The organism is Polaromonas sp. P1_H6, from assembly GCF_056405195.1.
This window is the reverse complement of sequence record NZ_JBFUCN010000033.1, coordinates 1-14361: the sequence shown is the minus strand read 5'-3', so window position 1 is coordinate 14361 and position 14361 is coordinate 1. Positions and strand designations below refer to the sequence as shown.

15 protein-coding genes and 1 pseudogene are annotated in these 14361 nt (G+C 64.6%); 6 read left to right on the top strand and 10 right to left on the bottom strand.

Annotated features, from left to right (window positions below):
* Nucleotides 1–2 precede the first annotated feature (2 nt).
* From AC1D1F_RS21905 to AC1D1F_RS21895, 3 genes are all read right to left on the bottom strand, one after another.
* Nucleotides 3–1292 (bottom strand): MFS transporter, encoded by a 1290-nt coding sequence (locus AC1D1F_RS21905; RefSeq protein ID WP_477678066.1) that lies wholly within the window; start codon nt 1290–1292, stop codon nt 3–5.
* 62 nt (nt 1293–1354) lie between these two features.
* Nucleotides 1355–2050, bottom strand: coding sequence for a GspH/FimT family pseudopilin (locus AC1D1F_RS21900; protein WP_477678067.1), 696 nt, complete (start codon nt 2048–2050; stop codon nt 1355–1357).
* 190 nt (nt 2051–2240) lie between these two features.
* On the bottom strand, nt 2241–3005 hold the full coding sequence (locus tag AC1D1F_RS21895; protein ID WP_477696878.1) for a hypothetical protein: 765 nt from the start codon (nt 3003–3005) through the stop codon (nt 2241–2243).
* Nucleotides 3006–3363: 358 nt separating this feature from the next.
* Here AC1D1F_RS21895 and AC1D1F_RS21890 point away from each other — a divergent pair, with 358 nt between their 5' ends.
* Together AC1D1F_RS21890 and AC1D1F_RS21885 are read left to right on the top strand one after the other, a co-directional pair.
* On the top strand, nt 3364–4716 hold the full coding sequence (locus tag AC1D1F_RS21890) for a glutamate--cysteine ligase (protein ID WP_477700834.1): 1353 nt from the start codon (nt 3364–3366) through the stop codon (nt 4714–4716).
* A gap of 74 nt (nt 4717–4790) precedes the next feature.
* Complete coding sequence (locus tag AC1D1F_RS21885; protein ID WP_477679055.1) at nt 4791–5807, top strand: LysR family transcriptional regulator; 1017 nt, start codon at nt 4791–4793, stop codon at nt 5805–5807.
* On the opposite strand, the gene AC1D1F_RS21880 is transcribed toward AC1D1F_RS21885, so the two are convergent.
* A complete protein-coding gene (locus tag AC1D1F_RS21880; RefSeq protein WP_477700833.1) occupies nt 5688–6410 on the bottom strand; it encodes an SDR family oxidoreductase in 723 nt (240 codons plus the stop codon). The genes AC1D1F_RS21885 and AC1D1F_RS21880 overlap by 120 nt on opposite strands.
* A gap of 176 nt (nt 6411–6586) precedes the next feature.
* Nucleotides 6587–6718 (bottom strand): annotated as a pseudogene (locus tag AC1D1F_RS21875) (oxidoreductase-like domain-containing protein); the annotation flags it as partial.
* 11 nt (nt 6719–6729) lie between these two features.
* On the opposite strand from AC1D1F_RS21875, the gene AC1D1F_RS21870 reads away from it, so the two are divergent.
* Nucleotides 6730–6861: a hypothetical protein gene (locus AC1D1F_RS21870; RefSeq protein WP_477700832.1), complete on the top strand. Its 132-nt coding sequence runs from the start codon at nt 6730–6732 to the stop codon at nt 6859–6861.
* Between the two features lie 269 nt (nt 6862–7130).
* Here AC1D1F_RS21870 and AC1D1F_RS21865 read toward each other — a convergent pair whose 3' ends face one another.
* From AC1D1F_RS21865 to AC1D1F_RS21855, 3 genes are all read right to left on the bottom strand, one after another.
* On the bottom strand, nt 7131–8207 hold the full coding sequence (locus AC1D1F_RS21865) for an acyltransferase family protein (protein WP_477678086.1): 1077 nt from the start codon (nt 8205–8207) through the stop codon (nt 7131–7133).
* 241 nt (nt 8208–8448) lie between these two features.
* Complete coding sequence (locus tag AC1D1F_RS21860; protein WP_477678087.1) at nt 8449–8655, bottom strand: oxidoreductase-like domain-containing protein; 207 nt, start codon at nt 8653–8655, stop codon at nt 8449–8451.
* A gap of 15 nt (nt 8656–8670) precedes the next feature.
* The gene (locus AC1D1F_RS21855; RefSeq protein ID WP_477678088.1) at nt 8671–8946 is read right to left on the bottom strand and encodes a hypothetical protein; all 276 of its coding nucleotides are present in this window, start codon (nt 8944–8946) and stop codon (nt 8671–8673) included.
* A gap of 260 nt (nt 8947–9206) precedes the next feature.
* Here AC1D1F_RS21855 and AC1D1F_RS21850 point away from each other — a divergent pair, with 260 nt between their 5' ends.
* Complete coding sequence (locus AC1D1F_RS21850) at nt 9207–10073, top strand: MipA/OmpV family protein (RefSeq protein WP_477700831.1); 867 nt, start codon at nt 9207–9209, stop codon at nt 10071–10073.
* 143 nt (nt 10074–10216) lie between these two features.
* On the opposite strand, the gene AC1D1F_RS21845 is transcribed toward AC1D1F_RS21850, so the two are convergent.
* Nucleotides 10217–11638: an ATP-binding protein gene (locus AC1D1F_RS21845; protein ID WP_477697426.1), complete on the bottom strand. Its 1422-nt coding sequence runs from the start codon at nt 11636–11638 to the stop codon at nt 10217–10219.
* On the bottom strand, nt 11635–12300 hold the full coding sequence (locus AC1D1F_RS21840; protein WP_477678091.1) for a response regulator transcription factor: 666 nt from the start codon (nt 12298–12300) through the stop codon (nt 11635–11637). Before AC1D1F_RS21840 ends, AC1D1F_RS21845 begins: the two co-directional genes overlap by 4 nt.
* A 228-nt stretch (nt 12301–12528) precedes the next feature.
* On the opposite strand from AC1D1F_RS21840, the gene ylqF reads away from it, so the two are divergent.
* Together ylqF and AC1D1F_RS21830 are read left to right on the top strand one after the other, a co-directional pair.
* Nucleotides 12529–13497, top strand: coding sequence for a ribosome biogenesis GTPase YlqF (gene ylqF, locus AC1D1F_RS21835; protein ID WP_477697427.1), 969 nt, complete (start codon nt 12529–12531; stop codon nt 13495–13497).
* A gap of 97 nt (nt 13498–13594) precedes the next feature.
* Entirely contained in the window at nt 13595–14182 is a 588-nt protein-coding gene (locus AC1D1F_RS21830) for a hemerythrin domain-containing protein (RefSeq protein ID WP_477697428.1), read from the top strand.
* The last annotated feature ends 179 nt before the right edge of the window (nt 14183–14361 follow it).

The window sequence follows — 14361 nt, the reverse complement described above, 5'->3', positions numbered from 1 at the left end:
GCTCAGGCCGGCTGCGCGCCTCGCGCATCCCGCGCCATGCGCCGCACGCGCCACAGCAGGAAAAATGCGATGCTGAAGTTCAGCAGGTTCCAGGCCACGCCGTTCAGAAAAGCCGCGTGGTAGGAGCCGGTCAGGTCGAACACCTTGCCCGACATCCAGCCGCCCAGCGCCATGCCCAGCAAGGACGCCATGATCACCGTGCCCACGCGCGCGCCGGCCTCGGCGGGCTCGAAGTATTCGCGCACGATGATGGCGTAAGCCGGCACGAGGCCGCCCTGGAACAGGCCGAACAGCGCGGCAATGACGTAAAGAGACACCAGCCCGTCAAAGGGCAAAAACAGCAGCAGCGCGATGCCTTGCAGCACCGAGCCCAGCATCAGCGTGCGCAGCCCGCCTATGCGGTCGCAGATCGCGCCGGACACCAGGCGGCTGACCACGCCGCACGCCAGCATCAGCGACAGCATCTCGGCGCCGCGCGCCGCGCCGTAGCCCAGGTCGGTGCAGTACGACACGATGTGCACCTGCGGCATGGCCATGGCCACGCAGCAGGCCACGCCGGCCACGCACAGCAGTGTTTGCGCCGAGCCCGGCGTCAGGCCGAAAGGCATGCTGCTGGTCGTGGCCGCCAGGGCGCTGTTGCCAACGCTGGAGGCCACGGCCACCGGCGGTCGCTTGCGCATCAGCAGGGCCAGCGAGGCCATGGCCACAAAGCTGAAAATGCCCAGGCCCAGGTAGGTCTGCCGCCAGCCCACGCTTTCCACGAAGTGCTGCACGATGGGCGGCCAGATTGCACCACCCAGGTAGTTGCCGCTGGCGCAGACCGCCACCGCGAAGCCGCGGCGGCGCACAAACCACAGGGAGGTGTCGGCCAGCAGCGGCGCGAAGGTGGCGGCCGAACCGAGAAAGCCGATCAGCAGGCCATGCGCCAGCGAGAACATCCACACATTGGTGGCCATGGCCGCCAGCGCAAAACCCAGGCCCAGCCCGCACGCGCCAATCAGCAGGGGCACCATCACGCCGAAGCGGTCGGCCAGGCGCCCCATCATCACGCCGCCCACGCCGAAACCGATCATCAGCAAGGTATAGGGAATGGACGCATCGGCGCGCGAGACGCCGAACTCGGCCTGCACCGCGGGCAGCACCACGGCCACCACATACATGCCGCAGGCGCCCACCGTCATGATGGCCAGCGTGACCATCAGCCGCATCACGGCATAGCGGGAATCGATGAGGGAAGAGGCGGCCTCGGGGGCGTTGCTTGTGGGGGCGGTGGATGGAGAGGGAGGGCTCATCGGCCTAGCGTACACCAGTCGCTGCCGCGCCGCAGGGGCGAGGCAGCGCTGCAGCCCGATACCTATGCGCAGGCGGCTTCGCCGGCCTGCACGCGCACCCGGCCCACTATATTCATGCACAGGGTGCGGGTGTAGCTGCTGTTCTTGCCCAGCGAGCCTGGCGCCTGCACCAGCCAGCGACTTTGCAGGCCCACGGCTCGGCCGGTGGCGTCGTAGCTGATGTGGTTGCGGTTGTTGACGGGGCTACCCGCATTGTTGACCGCCAGAAAATTGCCGGTGTTCGCGAAAGCCTCCTGCACCCGAACCACGGTGTCGATGGCGCTGTCGAATGCGCCGTCGCCGTCTTCGTCCCAAAAAACGACCCAGCCTTCCTTCCAGCCGCCGGCGGCAAGGCCGGTTCCGGTGGAGCACTTGGGTGGCTTGGCCGCCGGATCGGCGCTTCTGCAGAGGGTGACGGTTTTCCCGCGCCGCATGGCTTCGCCGCGTGCATAGCGGGTGTCAGAGACGAAGGCGTTGACAGTCCAGGAGATCCGGGTGCTGGCGACCAATCCAAGGAAAGAGGGAATCGCAAAGCCCGCAACAATCGCGATGATGGCCAGGACCACCAGCAGTTCGATCAGGGTAATACCGCGCGGAAGCGGGTGCGCTGCAAAGCGGTGCGCGCCGGTGCCCGGTGGCTTGGTTCGTGAAGGGGGTCTGCGGGGGATTTTGGATGGGGTCGCGACGGGGGCGGCCACAGCCTGGTGCTGCAAATTCATGGCGGCGGGTCTGGATGTTTTTTGGGAACATCTGGACCGTACTGGAGGCCGCCGCGTATGCGCGGGTCAATTGTCCGCCGCTGGACTTTGATTGCTGAAAATAGTGCGCGACGTCATGGCGCCGTGGAGCGGCGACGGTTTTGCGCGAATTTTGCCGGCGCGCCGCATGGATGCGGCGGGCTGGCCGTTCCTACAGCGGCGAAGGCTGCGTGGCTTCGTAGCCGACGGGTGCAGGGTTGCCATCAGCCCGCATGCCCAGTTCCTGGTCACGGATGCGGAAGAGGCGCTCAAGATCCTTCATGGCGTCGCCATCAGGCGCCGCGGGTGCGCGCTGGGCGGCCGCTTCGGCGGATGCGGCCGCCGTGGTGTGCTCAGCCTGTGGCGCCTGCGCCTGGCCCAGCGACGCGAGGATGGGGGCTGCGGCGGCTGCCGCAGTGGCCGCGCTCATGGGTTCGAACAATGGAGCGATGGGCTGGACAAGGGGCTGGGCGGGGCGGACCGGCCGGACTGGGGGGACGACCGGGTCGGCCCAAAAGGATTTGTCGGGCATGCTGCGGTGCGGGCAGGTTTGCGCCACGTCCAGCTGCCATGAAATGCCGTGCAGCCACTGGCTGGCCTGCGGCTCAAAGCGGGTGATCTCGACCATGAGCGCATTCTGGAACGCGAAGGCGTAGTCCATCAGGCGGGCGTCCCATTCCCGCACGACCAGGCGCACATACATGCCCGGTCCCCTGCTGCGGCTGTTTACCAGCAGCATCTGGCAGTCGATCCAGCGCGGCGGAATGCCGTATTTGCGCAGCGCGTCGCGCAGCAGCACCTGCACCAGCTGGCGGCGCGTGGCGTTGTCCGAACCGTCTTCAATGGTCAGCGGGTTGTCCCGGCTGGAAGCGGGCGGGCGTTTGGCCGAGGTCCCATGAGGTGACCCGCCAAACAGTTTGGTTATCAAATTTTTCATTTTTGGTGCGGCTCCTCGCAGTTTGACCCCAACTCTTCCCTCGAAAAACCGGTGAGTCTGGAAGCGTATGAAGTGAAAACAGAGGTGTTACTGAATGTTTTTTATCGTCGTCCAGCTTGACTGACAAGTCAAGGAAGTTTCAACAAGTTGGCGGGAAGGCGTCGCTCGCTTTCCACATCCAAATGGCTAAAGTGTGGATTTGTGCCCGAAACGGAGATGCATGGCCGAAATCCGGCCGGCCTGCCGGCGGGGTCGCCAGACCCCACCCGGCCTGTGCTGGCAAGCCCGCCCGTGCCAGCGTAAAGCGGCGGGCTGTGATAACTTCCACGCCAATTCAAGAACCTGGGGGAATGACGATATGACCAAGTTGCAGGCGCCTGCGGGCGCGCTACAGGGCCGCCTGAAAGCGCTCACCCCCGCCCGGCTCAAGGGCATGCGCCGCGGCATCGAGAAGGAAAGCTTGCGCGCCCAGCCCGGCGGCGGCCTGGCCCTCACGCCGCATCCCGCCGCCCTGGGTTCGGCCCTCACGCACCCGACCATCACCACCGACTTCAGCGAGTCGCAGGTGGAACTGGTCACAGGCGCCCACAAAAGCCCCGAAGCCACACTGCAGGAACTCACGCAACTGCACCAGTTCACCTACAGCACCATGAAGGCGCTGGGCGACGAGATGCTGTGGGTTTCCAGCATGCCCTGCGGCCTGCCGACCGACGAAACCATCCCGATCGCGCGTTTCGGCTCGTCCAACGTCGGGCGCGCCAAGAGCGTCTACCGCATGGGCCTGTCGCACCGCTACGGGCGGCGCATGCAGACGATTTCGGGCATCCACTACAACTGGTCGCTGCCCGACGTGAGCAGCGAGCAGTACTTCGCGCTGATCCGCAACTTCCGCCGCCAGGCGTTTTTGCTGCTCTACCTGTTCGGCGCCTCGCCCGCCGTGTGTTCGACCTTTGTCGCCGGCCGCCAGCATGAGCTGCAGACCCTGAGCGACAGCACCATGTACATGCCGCACGGCACTTCGCTGCGCATGGGTCGGCTGGGCTACCAGAGCGATGCGCAGGCCTCTCTGGCCGTCAGCTACAACAGCCTGGACGGCTACGGCGCCTCGCTGCAGGACGCGCTGACCCGGCCTTACCCGGCCTACGAGGCTGTCGGCATCCGCAACCCGGGCGGCGACTACAACCAGCTGGCCACCACGCTGCTGCAGATCGAAAACGAGTTCTACGGCACCATCCGCCCCAAGCGCGTCATCCATCCCGGCGAGCGCCCGCTGCATGCGCTGCGCGAGCGCGGCGTCGAATACATCGAAGTGCGCCTGATGGACCTGGACCCGTTCGAGCCGGTCGGCGCCGCCGCCCTGGACGCCGCGCACGGCGGCACGCAATACAGCGACACATTGACCGCCGCCAGCGCCGCCTTGCTCGACCCCTCCACCTTGCCCTCGGCCCGCGTGCTGGCGGCCATGGCCGGCAAGCACGACAACTCCTTCGTCAAGTTTGCGCGTGCGCAGTCCCTGCAAACGCAAGCCCTTCTGCAGGCCCAGCCCCTGGGCGCGGAGGAGCTTGCCCGCTTTGCCGTAGTGACCGAGGAGTCCATCCAGGCGCAAAAGAAGATCGAAGCCTCGGACACCATGCCCTTCGAGATTTACCGGCAGCAGTATGTCTCGGCCGAGCGCCTGGGCATGCCGGGCCGCGAGGCCGTGGCCATCTGATTACGCTTCGGAGCGGCGCAGCCGGATGGCGTCCATATGACTGCTGAGAAACCGCCTCTGCGACGGAAGTTGCCATGTTCCAGCTTAGACAGTTAAGGACATTCGTCGCCGCGGCCGAAACGCTGAGCTTCACCCGCGCGGCGGAGCGAGTGCATCTAACGCAGCCCAGCGTGACCGAGCAGATCCGCGCGCTGGAAGATGCCGTCGGCCGCCCCCTTTTCGCCAGGCAACGCAACGCGCTGGCGCTGACGGACGCCGGCGGCAAGCTCCTGACGCGGGCGCGCGAACTGCTGGCCATGGCGGATGACACCCTTCACGCGGTGAAGGGCGATGCAGCGGCCACCGCGGCGAGCCTCACACTGGTTGCGCCTGAGACGCTCACCCTCACGGTTTTTACGCCGGTCATGGCCGATTACGCCCAACGCTACCCCAATGTCAGCTTGACGCTCCTGACCCGGAACTCGACGGACACCCTGTCAACAGTCAAGGACGGTTCGGCGGATCTCGGCCTGCTGCATGGGTTGCCCGCGCACACCGCCTCGTTGACCAGCGAAATTCTCAGCCGTGACGAGCCCGTGCTGGTCGTGCCGTCGGGGAACCCCTTGTCCCGGCGCCAAAGCGTCTCCATCCACGATTTCGCTGAAGAGAGGCTGGGTGCGACAACGCCGGGTTGCAGCTACCGCGCTTACCTGGATGCGCTTTTGCCATCAGACCGGGACATGCCCGGTATCAGCTTTGAAGCGGAAAGCGTTCGGAGCCTGATTGGCATGGTGGCCGCCGGGCTCGGCGTTTGCGTGCTGCCGCGGCTGGCCTTCAGAAGCGCCTTGCCCGGCGCCGGTGTCAGGGCTGTGCGCCTGGACGGCGCCATTCGGGACCTGCCGGTGTGTCTGGTCAGGCCCGCCAGGACGCATCGGCGCGAGCCTCTTCACGTGTCGGCCTTCGTTGGGATGTTGCGGGCGCGGATACCGGGGTTAGACCAGGCGATGCCCACCGTCGACATGCAGCACGGTCCCCGTGGTGTAGCCGTTACCCAGCAGGAAGACCATGGCGTGGGCGATGTCCTCGGGTGTGCCGACACGCCCCACAGGTAGGCGCTGCGCCATAGCGGCCAGCATCTGGTCGGCGTCAGGGCCGGCAACGTCTTCCCAGATCGGCGTTCTAACCCACCCCGGCGAAACCGCATTGACCCGGATGGGCGCGAGTTCAACCGCCATCGCGCGCACAACGCCTTCAAGGGCCGCGTTGATCGCCGCGACCGCAACGCCTTTGGGCCTGGGGCGGTACGCCGCGATACCGGACACGAAAGTCATCGATCCCCGCGCCGGCAACCGGGGTGACGCGTATTTGGCCAGCAGGATAGGGGCCAGGATTTTTGAATTCATGGCGCGCTCCAGCGCACTACGCTCCAGCGATTGCAGCATGACGTAAGAGCCGCCGATATCGGCGGCGGTGCAGACCAGGTGGTCCAGGCGGCCGATACGCTCGAACAGGGTCTGCACTTCCTGCTCGGAGGTTACGTCGGCCTGTTGAAGCTGCGGTGTTCCGTGGGCCCGCAGCTGCTCGCGCGCCGCTTCCAGCTTGGCAAGCGATCTTCCGACTACCGTGACCGCCGCGCCCTGGGTCAGGAGTTCCTGCGCCAGGGCCAGGCCCATGCCCGAGTTGCCCCCGACGACCACAACATGACTGCCCCTCAATGATGTATCCACTTTGATCCTGTAAAAGGTGGTTGAACAGGATGCCGATGGTGCGGGCGATCCGCAGCCGGCTCAAGCAGGAAGTTTCGATGAGGGTATTGGAATCTCCTATGCGGGGGACTTTGCAGAGGCGCTCGCGAAGGGCCCGCCGGGAGCTGGCAGGCTTCAGCCTGGTCCGCCAGCTTTAACAGCGCCTCTTCGCGCCAATAGTCCACGGCCCCATACCAGTTCTCCCACACGCAGCCGTTGCAGCCGCGGCCACAGCAGCTGTCGGGCTCGGAAGGTGGTTGACGCAGCGCGACGCCGGCGACGGCCCCGCGTGGACCTGGACCCKTTCGAGCCGGTCGGCATCAACGCGCAGACCATGCGTTTCCTCGATGTGTTCCTGCTGCACTGCCTGCCGCCGCCCTGGACGCCGCGCACGGCGGCACGCAATACAGCGACACATTGACCGCCGCCAGCGCCGCCTTGCTCGACCCCTCCACCTTGCCCTCGGCCCGCGTGCTGGCGGCCATGGCCGGCAAGCACGACAACTCCTTCGTCAAGTTCGCGCGCGCAGTCCCTGCAAACGCAGGCCCTTCTGCAGGCCCAGCCCCTGGGCGCGGACGAGCTTGCCCGCTTTGCCGTGCTGACCGAGGAGTCCGTCCAGGCGCAAAAGAAGATCGAAACCTCGGACGCCTATTGAAAAGGACGGATGATTTATTGGTATGCGGTGCCGTTTCAACAAACTGCAGCTTTTCGATTTAACGATGTGCGATAAGCATCGATCTTCCTTTGGACCGCAACAAGCAAAATACTGAGCAGGAAAGTGAAAAGCAACACCTGTAGTGGGGGGCGGTTAATCCCAACTGACAAAAGAGCATCAATCACTAAAAAATGGGAGATGTAGACGGGGAAAGAGAACTCCCCAAGTTGCTTGTCAAGTACCGAATGCTTCGACCACTCAAACAGCAGAGGGATAGTCAGGGCCGCATAAGCGTAGCAAACCCAATACGCGGCTTCGCCCAACTTGTTGTGAATGACATTGAAAGATAGAGCCATCAAAATCGGAGACATGGCCACCAGCGCTACGGAAAATCTGGAACTGAACGCTTTCAGTACTTTTTCCTTTAAATGGGTCCAGATGGTGTAAGACAGCGATCCAGCCAAAAAAAGTGCAAGCTCGAATGGAAAAAATCCCGTGCCCCATGCCTCTTGCGATGAGTGATAAGTCCAGAAGATTACCCGCGACAAAATAGACAGGACAAATAATGCAGCGGCTACTCTCCAACGGAGGATAGCGAACGGGACAATCAGATAGAAAGTCAGTTCGCAGGCCAGCGTCCAGGCCTGTGGGACAAATTGATAGTGAAGAAGCCAAGGTAAGGGGTGGCTACGAACATCACTGGTTAGTTGCAAAGTTCCATCCGCAATTCGGTATGCAAACATCTGAAAGTCCATCCCAAACAATGTGATTTGGGGGACATAAACAAAAGCCCACGCCCATCCGGTCAAAGGTGCATCTATGGGGGCGACTAAAGGGGATTCGTAACCTTGGATGAGGCCGTACCAGGCGATTGGAATCGTCGTTAACAGGACAAGGAGATAGACGGGGTAGATCCGCAGTGCTCTGGATATGTAGAACGAACGCACGGGATTTTTATAGTGGCGGTAACGCTCATTCCAGACCATGGCCATATAAAAGCCAGAGATCAAGAAAAACATCTGTACTGCGAATCGCGAGTCAAACAATGGCTGCCGCAACTCAAGATGTTTGATTGCCACCATGAGTGCCAATAAAAGACGAAGCCCGCCCATCCGATTACCTTGTAGTCATGTTTTTGTTTAACTTCTGCAGGCTCGCATGATACCGTTAGCGCCCAGCGGCACCCACAGGTTGAGCACAAGCAGGGCACGCCTGAAGCGATGCTGGGCGACGCCGGAGCCAGGCAGCCGAAGGTCGTCATGCTGCGCGAGGCCGGCGCCTGGAGCTTGTGCAACCGGCGCCCGTGCTGTTCCGCCAGGGCGAAATGTTCGGCGAGCTGGGCCGCGCGGCCGTTTAATCGGCCAGCTTCAGGAGCGCCTCTTCGCGCCAATAGTCCACAGCCTCATACCAGCCCTCCCACACGCAGCCGTTGCAGCCGCGGCCGCAGCAGCTGTCGGGCTCGGAAGGTGGTTGACGCAGCGTGATGCCGGCTTCGGCGGCACGCCGTTGCAAGGCAGCGAACGTCGCCATCGCGGCGTCGCGGTCGGTGTTGTCCGGCATCGGCCCGGGGAAATGTCAGGCCTTGGCCGCCGCCGCCATGCGCCGGCGGGCGTAAAGGCCGATGAAGGCGCAGCCCAGCACCAGCGCGAACCAGCCCACCAGTGAGGACTTGGCCACGATGCCCTGCATGCCCGGTGAGCTGATGAAGTAGGGCGAGACCAGCACGCCCAGGCCTATTAGCACGCAGAGGACGCCTTTGATCATCAGTTCGTTGTTGGCCTTGAGGGCGGAAGCGGCCAGGCGGCGAGCGGGAATCACGGGTTTCTGGTCAGGTGCGGCGGGCAGGGGCATGAGGGGCTCGATAAGTGGATGGGTTGCAGGGGCGCTCGATGGCCCTGCTGTGCGTTCCGGCGGATCTGCCAGATTTGGCGCCGCGATTCCCCGATTGTCCTTCATCACGCCGGACCTGGATGTAACAGGCCCATGACCCGCGGCGCGGCCGGCTCCCGTGCTGGAGCAGCCGCGCTTAACGATTTCTTAATAGCGCTAAGAAGTCCTTAAATTCGCGTCGGCATGATCCGTTCCAGCTTAACCACCTGGAGAAACTGAAGATGACCTCTCGCCTATCGCGATCCGCCGAAAAGTCCGCATCGACCCGCGCCAAGCCCGCCGTGAAGCCAATGGCCGCCAAGCCCGGCGATGCGGCGGCCAAAGCCTCGCTCCCGCTGTTCTCGCTTTTCTTGCTGGCGGCCTTCGCGCAACCAGCCGCAGCCCAGCAGCAAGCCGTACAGGGCCAGGCCGAGGAGGCCTCTTCCTGGGGCCTGGGCGTCGGCGTCGGCGCGGAGCGCAAGCCCTACCGCGACTTTGACAACAAGACCAAACTGCTCCCGCTGCTCACCTATGAAAGCAAATGGATCAGCCTCTCCGGCCTCTCCGCCGACCTGAAGCTGCCCTCGGCCGGCCCGGTGTCCTTCCGCCTGCGCGCGCGTTACTCGATGGAAGGTTATGAGGCTTCCGATTCACCCTTCCTGGCCGGCATGGACGAGCGCAAGGACGGCATCTGGCTGGGCGGCGCGGCGATCTGGCGCAACGACGTCGCCAACCTCTCGGCTGAACTGCTGGGCGATGCCTCGGGCAACAGCAAGGGCACGAAGCTCAAGCTGACCGTGGACCGCCGCTTCCAGGCCGGCAGCTTCGACATCACGCCGCGCCTGTCCGCGACCCGGCTCGACGACAAATACGTGTCTTATTACTACGGCGTGAATGCAGCCGAAGTGCGCGCCGGCCGGCCCTTTTACCAGGGCAGCTCGGCCGTCAACCTGGAGGCCGGGCTGCGTGTGGGTTATGCGATCGCGCCTCGGCAAAGCGTCTTTCTGGACCTGAGCACCACCAAACTCGGTTCCAGCATCAAGGACAGCCCCCTTGTCGACAAATCCAGCCAGACGGGTGTGCGCGTCGGTTACCTCTATCGCTTCTAAGTAGCGCAGAGCTCGCAGGGCCCAGACCGGGCCGCGGCCCTGCACTTCAATCGGCGGCCCGCAATCTGAAGGAGTCATGAAGCATGCAAACCCACACGCTCTACCTTGTGAAGAAAATTGCCTGGCGTGGCTGGATACGAACGCTAAGCCGGTTGCGCAGGCGCCACGCCATCCCCACCTGAGCCGGCGGTTGCTGCCGGCAGCGGAAACAGAATCCGCACGCTGAAGCCCCTGCCGTCCAGCCCGGTCCCGGTCTCGATGGCGGCCTCGTGCAGCTGCGCGATGCCGGCCACCAGCGACAGGCCTATGCCGCTGCCGCGGCCGCCGTTGCCCGCGACGCGGTGAAAGCGCCGGAAGATCGCCTGGTGCTCGGCTTCGGGAACGCCCGGGCCGTTGTCGGCCACCTCCAGGCAGACCTGGTCCCGGCCGGCCGCTTGGCGGTAGCCGCAGCTGATTCTCACGCGACCGCCCTCGGGTGTGTAGCGCAGCGCGTTGTCCAGCAGGTTGCGCAGCAGGATGCCGATCTCGTCGACATCGCATTCAATCGGGCAGGGCGTGAGCGCCAGGATGATGGCGCGCCGCTGCTGCTGCGCCTGCATGTCGAACTCCTGGCTCACGTACAGGATGAGCTCGCTGAGGTCGGCCAGGCTTTTCTGCGGCGCGTTCACGCCTGCGTCCATGCGCGCCAGGTCCAGCAACTGGTCGGACAGGCGCGTGCTGCGTTCAACCACCGCCAGCAGCTTGACGAGGGCGGCGTCCTTGTCGGCCAGCGTGGAGGCGCGCAAGGCCACCTGGGCCTGCGCCTGCAGCGCAGACAGCGGTGTGCGCAGTTCATGGGCCGCGTCGCCGATAAAGCGGCGCTCGCCCTGCATGGCCTGGTCCAGCTGGTCCAGCAGGTGGTTGAAGGACTTGACCAGCGGGCGGATCTCGGTGGGCAGCTGCGCCACCGGCAGCGGTGTGAGGTCGAACTTGCGGCGGCTGCGCACGGCCGCTTCCAGCGCCGTCAGGGGGCGCAGCGACTTGCCCACCGCGAACCACATCAGCAGGCCCGCCACGGTCAGCAGCAGCGTCGTCAGGCCCATCATCGCAAAGATCTTGTGGCGTATTTCCTGGTCGATCACGCTGTGCCGCACGGCCACCTGCACGCTGACCTCCCCGGTGCTGTCGGACACCGAGAAGATGCGCCAGCGCTCGCCGTTGACGGCGGCGCTGGTAAAACCGTCCTGGAAGGACGGCAGCAGCGGGACGCGCGGTGAATCCGGCGCTCGCACGATCAGCTCCTTGCGGTTCGTCCAGACCTGGAAGGTCAGGTTGACGTCGCGCGGTATGTTCTCGTCACGCAATTGCAGGCCGTGGCTGAAGGAGGGTTTGAGCTTCGCGCCGCTGGGAATGGCCATCAGTATCTTGGTGCCTATGGCCTGCAGCTTGCTGTCCCAATGGCTTCCCTGGCCGCGCAGGGTGTACACCAGCAGCACGCTGAGCGCGACCGCCCAGCACAGCGTGATGGCCAGGCCCAGCACCGCCAGCACGCGGCCCTTGAGCGACGCGGCGAAGCGGCACTTCACGGCTTGGCCTCGCCGATCATGTAACCCTGGCCGTGCACGGTGGTGATCAGGTGCTCGCCCAGCTTGCGGCGCAGCTGATGGATGAACACGGCGATCGTATTGCTTTCAATCGCCGAGGTGCTGCCGTAGACCACGTCTTCCAGGTGGTCGCGCGTGACCACGTGGCCGGGGCGCTCCAGCAGCGCCAGCAGCGTGCGGTATTCGTGCGCGCTCAGGGCCACGCGCGCGCCGGCCCGCGTCACCGCGCGCTTGCTGCGGTCCAGGCTGATGTCGCCGTAAGTGTGCACCGGCACCACCTTGCCCTGGCTGCGGCGTATCACGGCGCGCACCCGCGCCCAGAGTTCGTCGACCTGGAAGGGCTTGACGAGGTAGTCGTCGGCGCCCGCGTCCAGCCCCAGGATGCGCTCGCTGAGCTGGCCGCGCGCCGTCAGGATCAATACCGGCGTCACGTCGTAGCGCCCGCGCAGGGCCCGCAGCACCGTCAGGCCCGAATCGCCGGGCAGTCCCAGGTCCAGCAGCACGGCTTCATAGACATGGTCGACCAGCGCCAGGCGGGCGGATGTGGCGTCGCCGACGTGGTCCACCGTCCAGGCGATCTGGCGCGCGGCGTCGCACACCGCTTCGGCCAGCATCGCGTCGTCTTCTACCAGCAGCAGGTGCACGGAAAATCCTCTATCGGGGTTTGCTTGGGGTGGGCGGGGCCGTGGGGCGGCAGGCACTGATCGTGCCGAGGGCCGATTAATCACTTATTAACAGTTCAGGCAACAAATCAGGCGTAGGACGCCGCGTATTTTGCGGCATGGCGGCACCGGGGCCGCAGCGGCGACAATAGGGCATCGCCACGGCGCTCATGCCCGCCAACCCCCGAACCCAAGAAAGAAACGATCCAGATGGCCATCCAGTGGTTTCCCGGTCACATGCACCTGACCAAAAAAGCCATCAGCGAGCGCATCAAGGAAATTGATGTGGTCATAGAGCTGCTCGACGCCCGCCTGCCCGGCTCCAGCGCCAACCCCATGCTGGCCGAACTCACCAGCGGCAAGCCCGCACTCAAGGTGCTCAACAAACGCGACCTGGCCGACCCCACGCGCACGCCGCTGTGGCTGGACCACTACAACAGCCTGCCCAACACCCGCGCCATCGAGCTGGACGCCAGCGAGACCACGCCCGCGCGCCGCCTCATCGACGCCTGCCACGGGCTCGCGCCCACGCGCGGCACCATGGTCAAGCCCATGCGGGTGCTGATTTGCGGCATTCCCAACGTCGGCAAGTCCACACTCATCAACACCCTGACCGGCAAGCGCGCCACCAAGACCGGTGACGAAGCCGGCATCACCAAGGTCGAGCAGCGCCTGGTGCTGGCCGATGGTTTTTACCTATGGGACACGCCCGGCATGCTGTGGCCGCGCATCATCGTTGCCAAGAGCGGCTACAACCTGGCCGCCAGCGGCGCGATCGGCCGCAATGCCTTCGATGAGGAAGAGGTGGCGCTCGAGCTGCTCGACTACCTCATCAAGCACTACCCCGGCTTGCTGGAGGCGCGCTACAAGGTGGAGGTGACGCCCGGCATCACCGACGAGCAGCTGCTCGAAGAGATAGGCCGCAAGCGCGGCGCGGTGCTGTCCAAGGGCCGGGTCAACCTGCAAAAAGCCGCCGAGATCGTGATTTACGAATTCCGCGGCGCCACTTTGGGGCGCATCACGCTGGAGACGCCCGCCGAATACGCGGAATGGCTGGCCGCCGGCCGGTTGCTCGATGCCGAGCGGCAGGTGAAGAAAGACAAGATTGAGACCAACCGGCTGATCAAGTTCAAGAAGATTCCGCGGCCGGACCGATCCGGAGATTCCGGCGAATCCTGAAATTTGCGGAGCGGATGCGCGGCGCTTGATCTTCGTCAAGGCCGACGGCGGTGTTTCAGGCATTCTTGGCGGAGTACCCCACCCGCCGGAGGCCGCCATCCATAAACATGCCAGCGTGCAGATCATCCTCGATGAGCACGCATCCCTTTCCGCCATGCTCCGCTCCATGCTCATGATGGTGGCGCGCGGCCCGGGCGACCATGCGCAGAGATTCTTCGACGTGCTGCGGGCCATGCTGTTCTACATCGATGAATTTCCCGAGCGCTTGCACCACCCCAAAGAATCGAACCTGCTGTTCCCGCGCGTGGTGCGACTGGCGCCGGCGGTCATGCCCATCGTGGAACGGCTGGAGCGCGACCACATGAACGGTGAGAAGGCCGTGCGCGAACTGCAGCATCTGCTGCTGGCCTGGGAACTGCTGGGCGAGCCGCGCAAGCCAGCTTTTGAGCTGCACTGCAAACGCTATGTGGAGTTCTACCTGGAACACATGCGGCTGGAAGAATCGGTCATCCTGCCGGAGGCGGAAAAGGTGCTGGGCGAGGCCGACTGGAAGGAACTGGACGCGGACTTCCTGCAGAACCGCGATCCGCTGGCCAGCCGGCAGGCGGCCGACCCGGTGTACGACCGGCTCTTCTCGCGCATCGTGAGGGAGGCGCCGGCTCCCATCGGGCTGGGGGATGCCTAGCCGGGTCTTGTGCCGGCTTTCCGCGCCCTCGCCCTCTGCTGAGTGTTGCTGGCCGGGGGTAGCCCGGCGGCTACTCACTTTTCTTTTGCTTCGCCAAAAGAAAAGTAAGCAAAAGAAAAGGCGACCCTGGTTGCTGCGTCCCTTCGCTGCGCTACGGGCAACCTGCGGTGCTCGGTTCA

What these genes read in the sequence shown, in the direction of transcription:
- AC1D1F_RS21850 (WP_477700831.1), top strand. Translation starts at nt 9,207, where the DNA reads ATGACCTCTCGCCTATCGCGATCCGCCGAAAAGTCCGCATCGACCCGC.
- AC1D1F_RS21855 (WP_477678088.1), bottom strand. Translation starts at nt 8,946, where the DNA reads ATGCCCCTGCCCGCCGCACCTGACCAGAAACCCGTGATTCCCGCTCGC.
- ylqF (WP_477697427.1), top strand. Translation starts at nt 12,529, where the DNA reads ATGGCCATCCAGTGGTTTCCCGGTCACATGCACCTGACCAAAAAAGCC.
- AC1D1F_RS21860 (WP_477678087.1), bottom strand. Translation starts at nt 8,655, where the DNA reads ATGCCGGACAACACCGACCGCGACGCCGCGATGGCGACGTTCGCTGCC.
- AC1D1F_RS21895 (WP_477696878.1), bottom strand. Translation starts at nt 3,005, where the DNA reads ATGAAAAATTTGATAACCAAACTGTTTGGCGGGTCACCTCATGGGACC.
- AC1D1F_RS21865 (WP_477678086.1), bottom strand. Translation starts at nt 8,207, where the DNA reads ATGGGCGGGCTTCGTCTTTTATTGGCACTCATGGTGGCAATCAAACAT.
- AC1D1F_RS21900 (WP_477678067.1), bottom strand. Translation starts at nt 2,050, where the DNA reads ATGAATTTGCAGCACCAGGCTGTGGCCGCCCCCGTCGCGACCCCATCC.
- AC1D1F_RS21885 (WP_477679055.1), top strand. Translation starts at nt 4,791, where the DNA reads ATGTTCCAGCTTAGACAGTTAAGGACATTCGTCGCCGCGGCCGAAACG.
- AC1D1F_RS21905 (WP_477678066.1), bottom strand. Translation starts at nt 1,292, where the DNA reads ATGAGCCCTCCCTCTCCATCCACCGCCCCCACAAGCAACGCCCCCGAG.
- AC1D1F_RS21890 (WP_477700834.1), top strand. Translation starts at nt 3,364, where the DNA reads ATGACCAAGTTGCAGGCGCCTGCGGGCGCGCTACAGGGCCGCCTGAAA.